This is a genomic window from Erysipelatoclostridium sp. MSK.7.34 (assembly GCF_019041935.1).
GTDB classification, from domain to species: Bacteria; Bacillota_I; Bacilli_A; order Erysipelotrichales; family Coprobacillaceae; genus Thomasclavelia; species Thomasclavelia ramosa.
Genome location: NZ_JAHPYJ010000017.1, coordinates 14,102 through 31,120, shown reverse-complemented (window position 1 = coordinate 31,120; position 17,019 = coordinate 14,102). Strand labels below are relative to the sequence as shown.

General features: G+C 32.7%; 19 protein-coding genes. All 19 read right to left on the bottom strand.

The annotated features are described in order from the left end of the window. Positions 1-52: 52 nt before the first annotated feature. The 19 genes from KTF99_RS11580 to rimM all read right to left on the bottom strand — a co-directional run bounded on the left by KTF99_RS11580 (position 53) and on the right by rimM (position 17,003). On the bottom strand, positions 53-1,132 hold the full coding sequence (locus tag KTF99_RS11580; protein ID WP_008791754.1) for a M50 family metallopeptidase: 1,080 nt from the start codon (positions 1,130-1,132) through the stop codon (positions 53-55). Beyond that, positions 1,132-2,283, bottom strand: a complete 1,152-nt coding sequence (locus KTF99_RS11575) for a 1-deoxy-D-xylulose-5-phosphate reductoisomerase (RefSeq protein ID WP_003538239.1) — start codon at positions 2,281-2,283, stop codon at positions 1,132-1,134. The genes KTF99_RS11580 and KTF99_RS11575 overlap by 1 nt, the downstream gene beginning before the upstream one ends. 1 nt (position 2,284) lies before the next feature. Next, a complete protein-coding gene (locus KTF99_RS11570) occupies positions 2,285-3,067 on the bottom strand; it encodes a phosphatidate cytidylyltransferase (RefSeq protein ID WP_003538238.1) in 783 nt (260 codons plus the stop codon). Then, the gene (locus KTF99_RS11565; protein WP_029479989.1) at positions 3,067-3,822 is read right to left on the bottom strand and encodes an isoprenyl transferase; all 756 of its coding nucleotides are present in this window, start codon (positions 3,820-3,822) and stop codon (positions 3,067-3,069) included. Before KTF99_RS11565 ends, KTF99_RS11570 begins: the two co-directional genes overlap by 1 nt. A 376-nt stretch (positions 3,823-4,198) precedes the next feature. Beyond that, positions 4,199-4,447, bottom strand: coding sequence for an SAP domain-containing protein (locus KTF99_RS11560; RefSeq protein ID WP_229101831.1), 249 nt, complete (start codon positions 4,445-4,447; stop codon positions 4,199-4,201). 120 nt (positions 4,448-4,567) lie between these two features. Next, complete coding sequence (gene frr, locus KTF99_RS11555) at positions 4,568-5,113, bottom strand: ribosome recycling factor (RefSeq protein WP_008791757.1); 546 nt, start codon at positions 5,111-5,113, stop codon at positions 4,568-4,570. Between the two features lies 1 nt (position 5,114). After that, on the bottom strand, positions 5,115-5,831 hold the full coding sequence (gene pyrH / locus KTF99_RS11550) for a UMP kinase (protein ID WP_003538233.1): 717 nt from the start codon (positions 5,829-5,831) through the stop codon (positions 5,115-5,117). Positions 5,832-6,022: 191 nt separating this feature from the next. Further along, the gene (gene tsf / locus KTF99_RS11545) at positions 6,023-6,913 is read right to left on the bottom strand and encodes a translation elongation factor Ts (RefSeq protein WP_003538232.1); all 891 of its coding nucleotides are present in this window, start codon (positions 6,911-6,913) and stop codon (positions 6,023-6,025) included. A 69-nt stretch (positions 6,914-6,982) separates the two neighbouring features. Next, positions 6,983-7,846, bottom strand: coding sequence for a 30S ribosomal protein S2 (gene rpsB, locus KTF99_RS11540; RefSeq protein WP_009300653.1), 864 nt, complete (start codon positions 7,844-7,846; stop codon positions 6,983-6,985). A gap of 160 nt (positions 7,847-8,006) precedes the next feature. Further along, complete coding sequence (gene xerC / locus KTF99_RS11535) at positions 8,007-8,915, bottom strand: tyrosine recombinase XerC (protein ID WP_008791759.1); 909 nt, start codon at positions 8,913-8,915, stop codon at positions 8,007-8,009. Next, entirely contained in the window at positions 8,896-10,200 is a 1,305-nt protein-coding gene (trmFO, locus tag KTF99_RS11530; RefSeq protein WP_029479987.1) for a methylenetetrahydrofolate--tRNA-(uracil(54)-C(5))-methyltransferase (FADH(2)-oxidizing) TrmFO, read from the bottom strand. The genes xerC and trmFO overlap by 20 nt, the downstream gene beginning before the upstream one ends. Before the next feature lie 59 nt (positions 10,201-10,259). Further along, positions 10,260-12,332 (bottom strand): type I DNA topoisomerase, encoded by a 2,073-nt coding sequence (gene topA / locus KTF99_RS11525; protein ID WP_008791761.1) that lies wholly within the window; start codon positions 12,330-12,332, stop codon positions 10,260-10,262. A 76-nt stretch (positions 12,333-12,408) separates the two neighbouring features. Further along, positions 12,409-13,161, bottom strand: a complete 753-nt coding sequence (gene dprA, locus KTF99_RS11520; protein ID WP_003538226.1) for a DNA-processing protein DprA — start codon at positions 13,159-13,161, stop codon at positions 12,409-12,411. Between the two features lie 69 nt (positions 13,162-13,230). Next, positions 13,231-13,851 (bottom strand): ribonuclease HII, encoded by a 621-nt coding sequence (locus KTF99_RS11515; protein ID WP_003538225.1) that lies wholly within the window; start codon positions 13,849-13,851, stop codon positions 13,231-13,233. Further along, complete coding sequence (gene ylqF, locus KTF99_RS11510; RefSeq protein ID WP_003538224.1) at positions 13,838-14,704, bottom strand: ribosome biogenesis GTPase YlqF; 867 nt, start codon at positions 14,702-14,704, stop codon at positions 13,838-13,840. The genes KTF99_RS11515 and ylqF overlap by 14 nt, the downstream gene beginning before the upstream one ends. 10 nt (positions 14,705-14,714) lie before the next feature. Continuing rightward, positions 14,715-15,260, bottom strand: a complete 546-nt coding sequence (gene lepB, locus KTF99_RS11505; RefSeq protein ID WP_003538223.1) for a signal peptidase I — start codon at positions 15,258-15,260, stop codon at positions 14,715-14,717. A 67-nt stretch (positions 15,261-15,327) separates the two neighbouring features. Continuing rightward, positions 15,328-15,678 carry a 50S ribosomal protein L19 gene (gene rplS, locus KTF99_RS11500; RefSeq protein ID WP_003538222.1) on the bottom strand — a complete coding sequence of 117 codons (351 nt, stop codon included), beginning with the start codon at positions 15,676-15,678 and terminating at the stop codon, positions 15,328-15,330. A gap of 106 nt (positions 15,679-15,784) precedes the next feature. Further along, positions 15,785-16,504 carry a tRNA (guanosine(37)-N1)-methyltransferase TrmD gene (gene trmD, locus KTF99_RS11495; protein ID WP_003538221.1) on the bottom strand — a complete coding sequence of 240 codons (720 nt, stop codon included), beginning with the start codon at positions 16,502-16,504 and terminating at the stop codon, positions 15,785-15,787. Continuing rightward, positions 16,494-17,003, bottom strand: coding sequence for a ribosome maturation factor RimM (gene rimM, locus KTF99_RS11490; RefSeq protein ID WP_008791762.1), 510 nt, complete (start codon positions 17,001-17,003; stop codon positions 16,494-16,496). Before rimM ends, trmD begins: the two co-directional genes overlap by 11 nt. Positions 17,004-17,019: the final 16 nt, after the last annotated feature.

The window sequence follows — 17,019 nt, the reverse complement described above, 5'->3', positions numbered from 1 at the left end:
TCAATATAACACTCAAACATTATAGCATAAAAAAAGGGAAAATTAATTCCCTTTATCCAAATATTCTAGAAATATCATTAAAGGTTACAAAGATCATTAGACCAAAAACAAGGGCTAATCCAGCAATTTGTAAACCATATTTAACCTTTAACGGTAATTCACGCCCGATTACTCTTTCAACCACAGCAAAGATAACTTGACAACCGTCTAAACCAGGAATAGGCAATAAATTGAACATTCCAATATTAGTCGATAATAAAGCTAGCAATGTTAATAATTGACTAATTGATCCTGTTTCAGTAATTTGAGCCGTTACGTTGTAAATTCCCGCTGGTCCTGACAATTGTCCAATTGTATTAGCGGAGTCTGTAAATAGCTTACCTAATGTTGTAAAAATCAACAGCGCCATCTCTACAAATTTAGTTACTCCATAATTAATAGCTTCAAAAAAGCTTAAATTTCTTGTTGCTGGAGTCAAACCCATTGTGTATGAATTAGAATCACTATTATATTTTGCATTAACTTCTTTAGTAATTGTTTTACCATCACGGACCAATTCAACTTGTAACATTATTGTAGCATTTTTTGATTTAAGATTATCATTATTCAACACTTCACGAATGTCTGCAAAAGATGCAATAATATTTTCATGACCATCATAAGTAATTTTAGAAATAGTATCTCCCGCCTCAAGGCCTGCAATCATTGCGGGACTGTCCGAAGTAACTTTCCCGATTTCAGGTGTATTAGTTTGAACATCTATTACACAATAAACACCAATTAAAATTACTAATGATAGAACAAAATTCATAAAGACTCCGGCTAAAAAAACAACACACTTTTTCCAGCAGCTAATGCCCTTTAAAGTACGCTCAATTGGAACATCTTTAAATTCCTCAATATCATTATCAGCCTCTCCAGCCATTGATACAAAACCACCAATTGGTAAAGCTCTGATTTCATATTCTGTCTCACCTTTTTTGCGCGAAAATATCTTTGGTCCCATCCCAATTGAAAATTCACTACAATAAACCCCAAACGATTTAGCCGTAATAAAATGTCCTAACTCATGGATCAGCACAACGATTCCAAGAATCAAAATAAAAACGACAATATTAATTAATGTCTGCATTAATCTTCTCCTATCTCTTTTAAAACAAAGTTTCGAGCCCAAGCATCGATTTCAATCAACTGTTCAAGTGTTGGATTTTTGACTAACTGATGTTTATTCAATGCTTTCTCAACTAAATTTTCAATTTCAAGAAACTCAATTTTACCATTTCTAAATAGCTCATTTGCTTGTTCATTTGCACCATTTAACACACACGGCATACTTCCACCACTTTTGCCGGCTTGATAAGCTAAAGCTAATGCTCTAAAACGTTCAAAATCTGGCTTTTTAAATGTTAATGATGCAATCTTTGCTAAATCAAGACTTTCACCACCAATTAAATAATCACGTTCTGGATAAGTTAAAGCATATTGAATTGGTAACCGCATATCTGGATTGCCTAATTGTCCGATAATTGAAGTATCCACAAATTCAACCATCGAATGAATGATGCTTTCAGGATGAATTAAAACTTCAATTTGATCATAATCCACGTCAAATAACCATTTTGCTTCCATTACTTCCAACCCTTTGTTAAATAAAGTTGCAGAATCAATTGTAATTTTAGCTCCCATTGACCAATTCGGGTGATTTAATGCTTCTTTAACAGTTACACCTGCTAATTCATCACGTTGCTTATCACGAAAGCTGCCACCACTAGCAGTTAAAATAATCTTCTTAATTTTATTGTGTTCTTCGCCATTTAATGATTGAAAAATAGCAGAGTGTTCACTATCAACCGGTAGAAGTTTGACGCCATATTCTTTTACCAGTTCAGTAATTATATGCCCCGCTACGACTAAAGTTTCCTTATTCGCCAAAGCTATATCTTTTTTTGCTTTAATTGCTTCAATTGTTGGGACTAAACCAGCAAATCCGACAATTGCATTTAATACAATCTCAATCTCTGGTAAAGTTGCAATTTCTATCAATCCACTTTCACCATAAACAACTTTAAGATCAGGATATTTTTCTTGAAGATATAAAGCATCTTCTTTTTTTACCATACAGATATACTCAACATCAATCATTGCTAAAATTTCCTCAACCTTAGCCACATTATACCCTGCTGCCATTGCTGTAATCTTAAACTGTTCAGGATGATTCATTACAACATCAACTGTCTGCATTCCAATTGATCCAGTAACTCCTAATACTGTAATTTTTTTCATTTTATAACCTCACCATTACTAAAAAGAAACTAAAAACTATTGCATTAAATAAAATACTATCAATACGATCTAATATGCCACCATGTCCAGGTAATAAATTAGAGTAATCTTTTACTCCAAAATGACGTTTCACAGCACTAAAAACTAGATCACCAATTTGACTAGTGAAAGTTAAAACGAAAAATGCTGCAATTAAAATCACATTATTTTCTAACAAACCTAAATAACTAGCATACCCAACTGATAGTAAAGTCCCAAGCAGCACCCCACCGATTGATCCTTCTATTGTTTTCTTTGGAGATAATCGAGGAATCAACTTGTGTTTACCAAAAAAAACTCCTGCAAAATATGCGCCTGTATCACTACCGTAAGTAGCTAACGCAAGCAATAAAATATATTGAAAACCATATACATCACGAAGTGACATTAAAGCGTGTAAACCAGCACATATTAGTACCCCCATCGTAAAAATATAACTAGTGCGTTCAATTGTCAAGGTATCATCAAAAATTGTTGCTCCAAATAAGACAATCAAATAGATTAAGATTCCATAAGAAGCTAAAAATAAATCATCCTGGTCAAATAAAAAACCATAGATAAAAAATCCACAGACGATTGGATATAAATACATTTTTATTTTTGGACGAGTGCATATATGTAACATCTCATACACTGCCAATGCTAGAATCACTCCAATCAAGCCTTTAAAATAATATCCCCCAAATATAACACAAGGAACAGCAACCAGCATCAAACAGATTGCCGTAATAATTCTTTCTTTCATTATTTTAATCCTCCAAAACGGCGATCACGATTTTGGTACATCCAAATCGCTTTATCAAGTTCATTTTCATTAAAATCGGGCCATAAAACATCTGTAAAAATAAATTCTGCATATGCTAATTGCCATAACAGGAAATTCGACAAACGTTGTTCCCCGCTAGTTCTAATCATTAAATCAACTTCCGGTAGATCCTTAGTCATCAACTCATCATTAAAGACAGTTTCATTAATTTCATTTACACCTAATTCACCAGCTTTTACTTTCATTGCTAGTTTTTTTGTTGCTTCTAAAATTTCATCACGTCCACCATAAATAAAAGCAAAACATAATTTTAGACCAGTATTATTTTTAGTCTTATCAATTGCAGAGTTAATAATATCTTGAGTTTCTTTAGGAGCCATTTCTAAATGTCCGATTGTACAGATTTTTACATTATTTTCTATCAGTTCTTTCATATACAATTCAAAGAAATCTTTTGGTAATTTAAAAATATACTGTACCTCTTGCTCTGGTCGTGCAAAATTTTCGGTTGAAAAAGCATATACAGTCATAGCTTTGACTCCTAACTTATTACAATGCAAAGCAACATCTCGAATTGTTTTAGTCCCCTCATGATGTCCATAAGTGCGTGGCATCTTCCTTTTTTTTGCCCAACGACCATTTCCATCCATAATAAAAGCTATATGTTGAGGAATATTATCTTTATCAAGAACATGATAATTAAATTCTTCATTCTTCTTTTTCTTAAAAAGCATTTGTCGTCCTCCTGTTTAACTATTCGAGATTATACCATAAATTCATTACAAAAAAAAGCCTAAGCAACATTGCTAGACTTAATCATCCTAGTACATATAAATTATTTATTTAATTTACTACATTAAAATAAGAAAATATACACCTTCATAACGATTATGGTCTTTACAGCTTTTTTATAATTCCAGCACCTGATTGCCTGTTCTAATGTCTTTCCTTTGTTATTTTTAAAGAAATCAGAATATATGTATTATATTCAAATTTTTTATCAATTACAGTTTTTGTTGACTCTTTTGCTTCTAAAATCTCATAATATGCTTTAATTGCATCAGATATATTTTACCAGTGTTCGTCTTCAACCATTTTTGAAATGGGACGTTAAAAGAAAAAAGTTTTGTCTATTTTTTCTTTAAAGAAAACACGATGTTTTTGTGAACAAACAAAATTTTCTTCAATTTTACTATCTTCTGTTATAATTCCTATTTGACATTTACTTTTATTCGAACTCATCAAATCCGAAATATTACCAGTATCTAAAAAATAACCAATTCTCTCTGTAATTTCCACTTTACCACCACTCATAGGTAATCCATTAACTCGACAAAATGCCACAGGCTCTTCTTTCAAATAATAGTAGCTACGAAATATTTCGCTATCTAAATTTCAATCCGAACATGGTCTTTTATGCATATATTTTCTTCTTTCTAAATAAATTAGATAAAATGGGCGTTTAAAACGCCCATCTAATTATACAGTCATGATATCTTTTTCTTTTACTTTTGCAATTTCATCAATTTCTTTAACAAATTTATCTGTTAATTTTTGAACTCTTTCTTGACCAGCTTTGATTTCGTCTTCACTACCATCAGTTTTCTTAATTTCATCATTACTGTCACGGCGAATATTGCGAATTGACACCTTAGCATTCTCCGCAAATTTCCAAACATTTTTAGCAAATTCTTTACGACGTTCTTCAGTTAAAGCGGGAACCATAATACGAATAATCTCACCATCGTTTTGTGGAGTAAGACCTAAATCCGCTTCATAAATGCCATGTTCAATATCTTTAATACTTGATTTGTCATAAGGTTTAATAACTAATTGACGGCCTTCTACTACCGAAATACCAGCAATTTGATTCACTGGAGTTGGTGAACCATAATAGTTAACCATTACTCGATCAAGCATATTAGGATTTGCACGACCAGTTCTAACAGATGATAAATCACGTTGGAAAGATTCAATCGTCTTTGTCATTCTTTCATTTGTATCATCTAAAATCATATTTATCATTTTATTTTCCTCCTGAGATTGTTGTTCCGATATCATCGCCATTACATGCTTTAGCAATGTTTCCGTCTACAGACATATTAAATACACATAAATCAATATTATTGTCTTTACATAAAGTGATAGCTGTTTGATCCATGATTTTTAAATCTTTTTGTAATACATCAAAATACGAAATAGTATCGAAGCGAATTGCATTAGGATCAACTTTTGGATCAGCTGAATAAACTCCGTCTACCCCGTTTTTAGCCATTAGGATAACATCTGCGTTAATTTCTGCAGCTCTCAAAGCAGCTGTTGTATCTGTTGTAAAAAAAGGACTTCCTGTTCCAGCTCCAAATATTACTACTCGCCCCTTTTCTAAGTGACGAATTGCTCGTCTTCTAATATATGGTTCAGCAACTTGACGCATTTCAATCGCTGAAAGAACACGAGTTGGAACGCCAATGGCCTCCAATGCATTTTGAACAGCTAAACCATTCATTACAGTAGCCAGCATTCCCATATAGTCAGCACTTGAACGATCCATTCCCATATCAGCACCAGTTTTACCACGCCATAGGTTCCCGCCGCCACAAACAATTGCAATCTCAACTCCTAAATCTTTGGCATCTTTAATTTGACGAGCGATATCTGCTACTGTATGAGCGTTGATACCAGTTTTATCATCTCCAGCCAATGCTTCACCACTTAATTTCAATAATACCCGATTATACTTCATATTAATCTCCTTATTTATATTTTATAAAAAAAGATTTATGCTTAAATTCGCACATCATTATCAGCTAATAATGATTACTTTTTCCTCTAAAAAATTTATCATATTTTCGTCGTTTAGTCAAGGTACATTCCTAGTCGAATGACGCTTATCCAAAGAAAAAACACTATCTAATGATAGTGTTTTAAAAGTTATTATTTTGCGTTCATTTGAGCAGCAACTTCTTCAGCAAAGTTTTCTTCTTTCTTTTCGATACCTTCACCAACTTGGAATCTAACCATATTGATTACTTTACCTTCACCTAAGAATTTAGCTACAGTTTCATCCGGATTTTTAATGAATTCTTGATCAACTAAGCACATTTCTTTTAAGTTTTTATTTAATCTACCTTCAACCATTTTTTCAATAATATTTTCTGGTTTAGGTTTAGCAGCTGCTGCGTTTTCTTCCATTGCTTGAGCTTTTAATACAGATAATTCATGATCTAAAACTTCAGCAGGAATTGCAGTTCTATCAATATATTTAGGATCAGAAGCAGCAACATGCATAGCCACGTCACGAGCCTTATCTTCAGTAGAATTAGCAACTTTAACAATTGCAGTCATTTTTCCACCCATATGAGAATAAGCACCAAATACTTCGTCAGCAGTTTTAGTTAAAACTTCGAATCTTCTGAAACTTAATTTTTCTCCAATTTTACCGCTAGCTTCAGCGATAACAGTTTCTAATTTTTTACCATCTACTTCAGTGTTTAATGCAGCTTCTAAATCAACAGGTTTATTAGCAGCAACAACTTCAGCGATATTTTTAACTAACCCTTGGAATTCAGCGTTCTTAGCAACGAAGTCAGTTTCTGAGTTAACTTCAACAATTGCAGCAGTATCCCCATCTAATACGAAAGCAGTTAAACCTTCAGCAGCGATACGATCAGCTTTTTTAGCAGCTTTTGCGATTCCTTTTTCTCTTAACCAGTCAAATGATTTTTCGATGTCACCATCACAAGCTTCCAAAGCTTTTTTACAATCCATCATTCCAGCACCAGTTTTTTCACGTAATTCTTTTACTAAACTTGCAGTAATTGCCATTTTAATTTTCTCCTTTATTTGTTTTTTTATTAAAAAGGGAAAAGCTTTGCTTTCCCTTATTTTACAGAATTATTTTCCTTCAGTTCCAGCTGTGTTATCTTTATTTGGTCTAGGAGCATTATTTCTTCTAGGATTAGGTCTTCCACCTTTATTTCTAGGTGCTCTTCTTTGATTATTTTCAACTGAAGTGATTGCATCGTTCATAGATACTTCTTTATCATCTTCATCTTTAACATATGCTACAGTTAATGGTTCATTTTTAGCTTCACAAATTGCATCAGCCATTGCAGCAACAATTAATTTTACTGCTCTAATTGCATCATCATTAGCTGGGATTACATAATCAACTTCATCAGGATCACAGTTAGTATCAACGATACCGAATACAGGGATACCTAAGATTTTAGCTTCTGCTACAGCATTATGTTCAGCTTTAGGATCTACTACGAATAAAGCATTTGGTAATCTTCTCATTTCTTTGATACCACCTAAGTTCTTTTCTAACTTAGCAGCTTCTTTTTTAAGTAAGATTACTTCTTTTTTAGGCAATAAATCAAAAGTACCATCAGCTTCCATTTTTTCTAATTCAATTAATCTTCTAATTCTTTTTTGAATTGTTTTGAAGTTTGTTAAAGTTCCTCCTAACCAACGAGAGTTAACATAGAAACTTTCTGAACGAATAGCTTCTTCTTTAACAGCTTCTTGAGCTTGTTTTTTAGTACCAACAAATAATACTTTTCCACCTTTAGCAGCGATTTCATTCATTGCTTTATAAGCATCATCGATTTTTTTAGATGATTTTTGCAAATCAATAATATAAATCCCGTTTCTTGATGTGAAAATGTATGGAGCCATTTTTGGATTCCATCTTTTTGTTTGATGTCCAAAATGAACACCTACTTCTAATAATTTTTTCATTGAAATTACTGACATTGTAACTTCCTCCTTTTGTTTTTTCCTCCATTATTTCGAACATTTATCACCTTACGGCACTAGATAAATGAATTCATAATGTGTGTATTTTTCATACCTGAAACATTTTATCATAGATTTTTCAATCATACAAGCATATTTTTCATCATTTTAACTTGAATTATTCAATATTTCGTGGATGTGCTTTTAAATATACCTCTTTTAAATGATCTCTTGAAATATGTGTATAAATTTGAGTGGTTGATAAGTTTTCATGACCTAACAACTCCTGAACAGTTCTAATATCTGCTCCTGCATTTAATAAATGTGTAGCAAAGGAATGTCGAATTGTATGAGGATGAATTTTTTTGGTTGAATCATAAAGTCGCATTATTCGATCTACTATGTTTTCTACTCCTCGGTTAGTTAGAGGATTACCGAATTTATTAACAAAGACGAAATTATGCCCCTCATTTTTTATCATTAAATTTTCACGAGCTTCTTGTATGTATTTAATCAACCATTCTCCAGCATAATCATGAAATGGAACATAACGATCTTTATTCCCTTTTCCATGAATAAATAATACCATTTGATTAAAATCTATATTTGAAAGTTGTAAATTTACAACCTCTGAACACCGCAAGCCTGATGCATACATTAATTCCATCATCGCTTTATTACGAATTCCCAGATCATCTTTTGTTTCAATACTATCTAATAGTCCTAGGATTTCTTCAGGAAAAAGAAAATCCGGATTACGCTTTGCAACTTTTTGGGATTCAATCAGCAAAAAAGGATTATCATTTATTAACTCTTCTTTTAATAAATAGTTAAAAAAACTTCTTAACGCACTGAGTTTATGATTAATTGTTGTTTTAGAAAGATTTTTTTCATATAGCTTAGTAAGATATCCACGTAGCATTGCATAACTCACATCATTATAATCATCAATAGATTCTTCAATAAGAAATTGTTTGAAATGATCGATCTGACGCTTATACGATTCTATTGTTTTATCAGCATAGTGACGCTGATATTGTAAATAATCAAGATATTGTCGGAAATAGTTATCCAAGGTTGTTTTCATCAACAAATCCCTTCATTGTTTCCAACGCTCTTGATGCATAAGCAGCTTTACGTTCTTTTTTCTTGATTCGTATTGGAAAATCTGGCAAAATTCCAAAATTAGCTTTCATTGGTTGAAAATCTTCTTTCGAGGCATTAGTTATATAATTAGCCAACGCTCCCATAACAGTATTCTCCGGAAAAATCAAAGGCTCTTTATCTTCTAATAACCGGACCATGTTTATTCCGGCAGCCATACCACTTTGAGCAGATTCTACATATCCTTCTACTCCAGTAATTTGACCTGCCATAAATATATTAGAATAATTTTTTAACTGGTATGTCTTTAATAGATGTTTTGGTGAACAAATAAAACTATTTCGATGCATTACTCCATATCGAACAAAACTTGCATTTTCAAGTCCTGGAATCATTTGAATAATTCTTTTTTGTTCAGGCCAAGTTAGATGTGTTTGAAAACCAACAATGTTATATAAACTTGCTTGGACATTGTCTTGTCTTAACTGCACAACAGCATAAGGGCGCGTCCCATCCGGCGCAGTAAGTCCAACTGGTTTCATCGGTCCAAATAACAACGTTTGTTTTCCACGGCGAGCCATTTCTTCAAAAGGCATACAGCCTTCAAAAAATTTTTCTTCAAAATCTTTAGGTTTAACAACTTCCGCATTGACTAGGGCATCATAAAAAGCATTGAATTGTGCTTCATTCATAGGACAATTAATATATTCATTATCCCCTTTATTGTAGCGAGATTTATAATACGCAATTGCAAAATTAATGCTTTCTTTTGCAATGATTGGTGCTGCTGCATCAAAAAAATAAAAATAATCTTCCCCTAACTTTTCTTTAATTGCTGTTGCAAGAGCATCACTTGTCAAAGGACCAGATGCGATAATTGTGTAACCTGCAGGAAATTCTTTTGCCTCTTCATGAATTACTTCAATCAAGGGATGACTCTGAATGTACTCCGTTATCGCTTGAGAAAAATTATTACGGTCAACTGCAAGTGCTCCTCCCGCTGGGACTTGATGTTTTCTAGCATATTTAATAATGAGACTATCCATCATTTCCATCTCTGCCTTTAAAACACCGACCGCATTTCCAGTCCCATCAGCACGAAGTGAATTAGAGCAAACCAGTTCTGCAAAATTACCGCTATGATGAGCTGGGGTCATCTTTTTAGGACGCATTTCATACAGTCGAACTTTATATCCTCTTTTTACTAATTGATGACAGGCTTCCACACCAGCCAGACCTGCTCCAATTACATTTACAATTTTTTCCATTTTATCACCTTTTCTAATTTTATCATTTCTATTTTGAAAACAAAAGTAGAACTTTCGTTCTACTTTATGATTGTCTTACATTTCGGGTAATTTGAACAAGCTTTGAACTCACCCCAACGTCCTTGTTTGATTACAATCGGAGAACCGCAGTTTGGACACTCTTCATCCGTCATAACAGGTTCTTTTTTCTTGCTGTTTTTAATATACTTACACTCAGGATAATTTGAACATGCTTCAAAACGTCCAAAACGACCATTTTTAAAAATCATCTTACTTCCACACTTAGGACATTCTTCACCCGTATATTCAATCTCTACAGGGTCTTTCTTTACATATTTGCATTCTGGATAATTTTCGCAGGCAACAAAAGTTCCATAACGTCCTTTACGTTCAACTAGATCATGTCCACATTCAGGACATTTTTCTCCAGTTTTCTTCGGTGCAATCACTTCCATTTTATCATATGCATTATCAAGCAACGGTTGAAATAAATCTAAGAACTTTTGTAAAGCGTGAGCATATTCATCTTGCCCTTCAGCAATATCATCAAGCTCATGTTCCATTTTCGCTGTATATTCAACATTGATAATATCATTAAAATATTCTGTTAATCGATCACTTGTCAAGATTCCAGATTCTGTCGGTTTGAAAGCTTTATCAACCAATTCAACATATTGACGAGTTTGAATTGTATCAATAATCATTGCATAAGTACTAGGACGACCAATTCCCAGTTCCTCCATCTCTTTAATTAATTTTGCTTCACTATAACGAGCTGGTGGTTTAGTAAAATGTTGAGTTTTTTCAATGTTTTTACTTAATAACATTTCTTTTTCTTTAAGCTCCGGCAAAATTTCATTACTTTGTTTTTCATAATCGCCGTAAACTCTTAGGTACCCATCAAATTTGATTACTGAACCACTAGTCTTAAACTCATAACCATTATTCATCAATGATACTGAAGTTGCATCAAATTTTGCTGGAGCCATCAATGAAGCCATTGCTCGAGCGTAAATTAATGAATACAATTTTAACTCTTCTGGCTTTAAATATTCTTTTACACTTTCCGGCGTTCTTAATGCACTCGTAGGACGAATCCCTTCGTGAGCGTCTTGAACATTTTCTTTTTTCTTTCCTACTTTTACTTTTCCAATATACTCTTTACCATATTTTTCACCAATATAATCTTGAGCTGCACTGACAAAGGTATCTGATAAACGAGTTGAGTCAGTACGCATATAAGTAATTAATCCGACTGTCTCATTTTCTAAAGTAATCCCTTCATAAAGCTTTTGAGCAATTGACATTGTTCTTCTCGCTTTAAAACCTAATTTAGAAGATGCTTCTTGTTGTAAAGTCGAAGTAATAAAAGGTGGTTTTGATTCACGCCGTTTAGTCGTTTTTTTGACACTAGCGATTTCAAATTCTTTATTTAAAGCTTCATAAATTGCAGTAGCTTCTTCACCATTTTTTATCTCAATCTTCTTATTATTATATTTAGCTAGTTCACCACTAAATTCAATTTTGTCTTTCTCAAATTCTGCTTTTATTTTCCAATATTCTTCGGGAACAAAAGCTTCAATCTCACGTTCTCTTTCAACAATCAATCTTAACGCAACAGACTGAACACGACCTGCACTTTTAGATTTGATCTTTTTTTGTAGCAGTTTTGAAAGTTTGAATCCAATAATCCGATCTAAAACCCTTCTTGTTTCTTGAGACTTAACTAAATTTTGGTCAATTTTACGAGGATGACTTAGTGCATCAACTACTGCATCCTTTGTAACCTCATTGAAAACAACACGATTTTCTTTATCCATATCGACATTTAATACTTGAGCTAAATGCCATGAAATTGCTTCTCCTTCGCGGTCAGGGTCAGTTGCTAGATAAACATCATCTGATTCTTTTACAAGTTGTTTTAATTCCTTAACAACATCTTTTTTGTCTTTATTTATAACATATTTAGGTTCGAATTGATTTTCAATATCAACACCTAACCCTTCTTTTCCTGAAGTTGCCAAATCCCGAACATGTCCTTTTGACGAAGTGACTACATAATCACTCCCTAAATATTTTTCAATTGTTTTGGATTTTGATGGCGACTCGACAATAACTAATTTTTTGCTCATTTCATTTCCTCCACGCGATTAACACAATTATTAGTGTTTTTTAAAGTTTTGTCAACTAAATTTTTTAAAACTGTTTTTATCCATTAAGAATGTCGCTCACATTTATAACTAATTTAGCACCCTGTTGAATTAAATAATTGCAACCCAAAGCATCGTTGATACGGCTAGGAACACAATATATATCTTTTCCCTGTTCTAGACCGTGCCCGACTGTGATCATCGTACCACTTTGCTGATTTGCTTCAGTTACTAATATAGATTCACTCAATCCTGAAATTATGCGATTTCTTCTTGGAAAATTTATTTTTTGTGGTATAAATTTTCCCGGATACTCACTGATAACTAAATGATGATCTTTTAAAACCTGATACAGCTGTTGATTTCTGTGTGGATAGCAATAATCAATACCACTTCCTAAAACAGCTATTGTTTGACCATTAGCTGTAATTGTACTTTGATGTGCAATCGTATCGATTCCCATTGCCATACCGCTTATAATTGTGTAACCTGCTTCAACCAACTGTGCTGCTAGTGCTGCTGTGCATTCTACGCCATATGTACTAGGATGTCGCTTCCCAATTACACTAATACATTTATTTTTAACCAAAGCTAAGTTACCATAATAAAATAAAACGAATGGCGGACAGGCAATCTCTTTCAAAGCAGTTGGATAATCTGGCGAGATCAAAGTAGTGTAATTGGCTGTAATATCTTTAAACAATTCTTTTTTCAATTTTTCATCTATCTTTTCTTTACACTCTAAAGCTTTTAAAATCGAATCAAAATCACCTGCATATTTTAATGAAAAATATAATAAGATTTCTTCCATATTTTTATCACCTCATTATTATATACTTCATTAAACTTAAAATCACTTTTAAAAATCAAAAAAATGTCATTAAAAATCAAATGACATCTGTTTTGATAATATCTTTTGGACCGGTCCAAAAGATTTACGATGAATTGGACAAACTCCATATTTTCCCAGAGCTTCTTTATGTGCTTTCGTAACATATCCTTTATGCTTTTCAAAACCATATTCAGGATACTCCAAAGCATAAGCTTCCATCAAACGATCACGCGTCACTTTAGCCAATATACTGGCACCAGCAATCGAGATACTTTTAGCATCACCTTTAATGATTGAAAGATGGTCAGGATAATCAATCGGCATTGCATCTGTTAATGCAAACATCTTCTCTTTTTTTAGTAGTTCTAAACATTTTTCCATCCCCTGTTTACTTGCTTGGTACACATTCAAACGATCGACATCTGCAACACTAATAATTTCAATATCATAATATAATGCATTTTCAATAATCAAATCGTACAATACTTCTCGTTTTTTAGCACTTAACTGCTTTGAATCATTAATTCTTTCATCATAAAACCCTTTAGGAAAAACCACTCCAGCAACAACCAATTCTCCAGCCATCGGACCACGACCAGCTTCATCTAAACCAATGATATAGTCATATCCAGCTTGATAATACTTTTCTTCATACTCATAGCGTTCCATTTGGCAACTCCCAAGTTATTTTCCCCATATTACCATCAAAAATATCATTAAAAAACACTTCCATAACCCGATCATAGTCAGTATAGCCACGCACTGGTTTGATTTTACGATTTTTTGCAATATCATCATATGCTTTTTCTACCCAATCGGTATTTAAGTCGATTATAATATTGTAGCGATTACAAACAATGTTTGCATAATGGGTTTCTAAATAATTAACAGCATAAATAAACAATTCATCAAGTGGTAAGATATCTTGCTTGATTGACCCGATCAAAGCAATGTTTCGAGCAACATTCAAATCATCAAATTTCGGCCATAACACTCCCGGCGTATCGAATAATTCAAAATCTTTGTCTACTCTTATAATCTGTTGAGCTTTAGTAACCCCAGGTCGATTCCCAGTTACTGTCGCTTTTCTTTTTGCTAAACGATTTATAAAAGTTGACTTCCCAACATTAGGAATTCCTAAAACCATTGCTCGCATTGCCCGTGGTTTTAATCCCCGCTTAGCTTCACGTTCCATTTTTTCTTTCAATATTTCTTTGCATACATCAATGACCAACTGATATTCATTAAAATTCTTTAAATTCACACAAATTGCATAAATACCTTTTCCCTTAAAATACTCAATCCACTTACTTGTTGCCTTAGAATCCGCTAAATCTTTTTTCGTCATTACGATCAACCTTGGCTTATTATTACAAATTTCGTTAAACATTGGATTTTTTGAAGATAATGGAGCCCTAGCATCAACAAGCTCTATCACTATATCAATCAATTTCATTTTTTCACTAATTTCCCGACGAGCTTTAGCCATATGTCCAGGAAACCATTGAATCTGTTTTACCATTTTAAACCTCCTACTTAATTAAATTCATATTTTTTAACGGGAAAATAACTAAACCTTTTTTGCCTATAATGTCACTATATTTAAATGTACCTAAAGTTCTAGAATCAGCAGATTGTAACCGATTATCACCTAATACAAAGATCTCATCGTCATTTAATGTGATTTCAAAATCATTAGTAAATAGTTCCGTTTGATATTTTATTTTAGCTTTTGCGATATAATCTTTATTCAAGTACTTTTCATCATAGTATGTTCCATTAATATATAGTTTATCATCTCTATAAACAAGAGTATCACCAGGTAACCCAATTACCCGTTTAACAATATCCTTATCCAATTTTTCACATTTCAATACAACTATATCAAAACGTTTTATATCACTTCGCTCAAGTGATAACGCATTTACTATTGCAATATCTTCATCATGAAGAGTTGGATACATACTTTGACCATCAACCCTCACCGGAATAATTATTTTAGTAAAGGTTACAGTTGTAACTGCAACGATTGCCAATAGTTGTAGTGAAAACTTGATAACTTCTTTTTTCTTTGACATAAAAAAGTCCTCCTACATTATGTCTATTATACAAAAAATTAGAAAAAAAAGAAATGGCGAGCCATTTCTATTTTCTAATTTCTTTAATTCTAGCAGCTTTACCAGATAATCCACGTAAGTATCCAAGTTTAGCACGACGTACTTTACCAACTTTAACAACTTCAATATGATCAATAATTGGAGTGTGGACAGGGAAAGTTCTTTCAACTCCAACTTGGTAAGAGATTTTTCTTACTGTAAAAGATTCAGAAATTCCACTACCTTTTCTGGCGATACAAACTCCTTCAAATAACTGAATACGGAATTTTTCACCTTCTTTAATTTTTACGAAAACTTTTAATGTATCCCCTGCTTTGAACTCAGGAATATCATTTCTCATTTGTTTTTTAGTGATTTGTTCTACTAATTGTAAATTCATTACTATTTCTCCTTATCAAAATTTTGTCTTAAACGTTCATTCGATTAACCAGCGGAACATCTGCAGTCTTGCGACTGTTACATTATAGACTAATCAATCATAAAAATCAATCATTTTCTTTTATTTTTTTCATCATTTCGATACTTTCAGCATCAAATTGATACGATTCCAATAAGTCCGGTCGTTTCAAATAGGTCTTTTTTAATGATTGGAACTTGCGCCATTTGCGAATATTTTCATGATGCCCACTCATTAGTACCTCAGGCACTTCATTACCATCATAGCATTGTGGGCGAGTATACTGAGGATACTCAAGCAGTCCATGGCTAAAAGAATCATCCATATGACTGTCTTCTTTGATTGCTCCATCTAATAAGCGTATCACTGCATCACTAACAACCATACTTCCTAGTTCACCACCAGTTAAAACATAATCACCAATCGATAATTCCATATCAACATAATCACGGATTCGTTCATCAAAACCTTCATAATGACCACAAATGATAATTAAATGTTTTTTAGCTGACAATTCTACAGCACAACCATGATTCAAAGTAATGCCTTGAGGTGACATTAAGATAATAAAACTATCATCAGTTGCAATTGTTTTGAGACATTCAACAATTGGTGCACACATTAAAACCATCCCTTGTCCTCCGCCATAAGGATAATCATCGACATGCTTATGTTTATCAATAGAAAACTCTCTAAAATCATGTAATTCAATAGTAACTAAACCTTTGTCAATCGCTCTTTTGATGATCGACGTATTTAAAAAACCTGTAAACATTTCTGGAAACAATGTTAAAATATCAATCTTCATCAATAAGCCCCTTTATTAGCATAACTACAATAATTTTCTTTTCTACATCAACATCTTTAATAAATGCATCAACATACGGTATTGCAACATTTTTACCATTATGATCAATATTTAAAATATCATGACGAGTATTATCATAAATTGAAGTAACTGGACCAATTTTTGTTCCCTCTGTAGAAACAACCTGCATTCCAATTAAGTCTGTATAAAAATATTCATCAGCATCTAAGAGTTCATCATCTTTATACCCATAAACAAAAGAACCAATATATTTTTCAACCAAATTAATATCTTGATTATCCCTAAATGATACTAAATAATTTCCTTTGTGTATCCGCGATGTAATAATTTTATAGACCAAATCTTGATTTTGATAACTTATAATAATTTCGTTTCCTTTTTTAAATCTTTTATCAGCAAAATCACTATTTGATCTAATTTTTAGTTCTCCCTTTAAGCCATGTGTTCCTACTATTTTTCCAATTTTAAGTTTTTCCATTAGTCCTCCATATAAT